Raw genomic sequence first — 1,411 nt, forward strand, 5'->3', positions numbered from 1 at the left:
TTGACAGTAGATGCCTGCCACATTCACGAGGGATTTCCAACCCCCGCTACTCTGGTACTGACGCACGACGTAGTGGTCTTCGATACGGGGTTGTCACCCTGTATCACGCTCCGTTCCAGGAGACTTCTCGAAGACGGTCGGTCGATGAAAGTCAGACCCTACACCACATTGCCCGTAAGGGCTTCAGTTTGGGCTGTATCGTGTTCACTCGCGGTTACTAACGACATCACATTCGTTTTCTCTTCCTGCCGATACTGAGATGTTTCAGTTCTCGGCGTTCCCCATTGCGCGAAGCAATTGCGTTGAGGAGTTCCCATTCGGAAATCCCAAGTTCTTCACCTCCGTGCGGCTCCCTTGGGCTTATCGCAGCTTGGCACGTCCTTCGTCGGCGCTCGAGCCGAGCCATTCACCAAACGGCATAGTAGCCATTGATGTTGGTCCGAAACTGCAAGCTGACGGGCGACCGCGTCGACGAAAGTCGACGGGCGCTGTCAGCACAGTTCCAGATAGTCGGACACACGTTCCTCGATGAAACGGGTCCAGTTGACGTCTGGATTGCACGTACACACGGTCGTCATCGAACACACACGCTGGTAAACGCGTGCGACATCGTACCCTTCCCAACCACGCTTTCGCGATGGTGCATCGGTCGTGCGAGACGGCAGAACCGTCCGCAGTAGTGACCAGCCCGGAGTCGAACCGGGGTCACCGCAAAGCGGTGCTCTACCACTGAGCTACTGGTCGCCCCCTAACGGGGCGGCCTCGACAGTTCAGTGACTATGTCACCAGTGTGTGTCGCGAGATGCGAGAGGTGGGCTGGGGCGACGCCCCAGTCCCGGTCAGTAGGAGGTGATCCAGCCGCAGATTCCTCTACGGCTACCTTGTTACGACTTAATCCCCCTTGCAGAGCCCGGATTTGACCATCGTATGATGGCCTCATCCGGACCCTACTCGGGTGATTTGACGGGCGGTGTGTGCAAGGAGCAGGGACGTATTCACCGCGCGCTTCTGACACGCGATTACTACCGAATCCAGCTTCATGAGGGCGAGTTTCAGCCCTCAATCCGAACTACGACCAAGTTTATGGGATTAGCGTTCCCTCTCGGAATAGCGACCCGTTGTCTTGGCCATTGTAGCCCGCGTGTAGCCCAGCACATTCGGGGCATGCTGACCTACCGTTGCCCGTTCCTTCCTCCACGTTAGCCGTGGCAGTCCACTTAGTGTACCCAGCCATCGCAAGATGCTGCTGGCAACTAAGCGTACGGATCTCGCTCGTTGCCTGACTTAACAGGATGCCTCACGGTACGAGCTGACGGCGGCCATGCACCTCCTCTCAATGGCTCCAGCAAGCTCATCAAACTGGCCTTCACTGCACATTGTCGGTGCTGGTGAGATGTCCGGCGTTGAGTCC

The 1,411-nt window shown here is 57.3% G+C and carries 1 tRNA gene and 2 rRNA genes; all 3 read right to left on the bottom strand.

Annotated features, from left to right (window positions below):
* Positions 1-434, bottom strand: a 23S ribosomal RNA gene (locus tag GJ629_RS16590); the annotation flags it as partial.
* A 245-nt stretch (positions 435-679) separates the two neighbouring features.
* Positions 680-744: transfer RNA gene (locus GJ629_RS15790), tRNA-OTHER, on the bottom strand.
* 100 nt (positions 745-844) lie between these two features.
* Positions 845-1,411: ribosomal RNA gene (locus tag GJ629_RS15795) — 16S ribosomal RNA — on the bottom strand; the annotation flags it as partial.

Source organism: Halapricum sp. CBA1109, assembly GCF_009741825.1.
Taxonomy (GTDB): domain Archaea; phylum Halobacteriota; class Halobacteria; order Halobacteriales; family Haloarculaceae; genus Halapricum.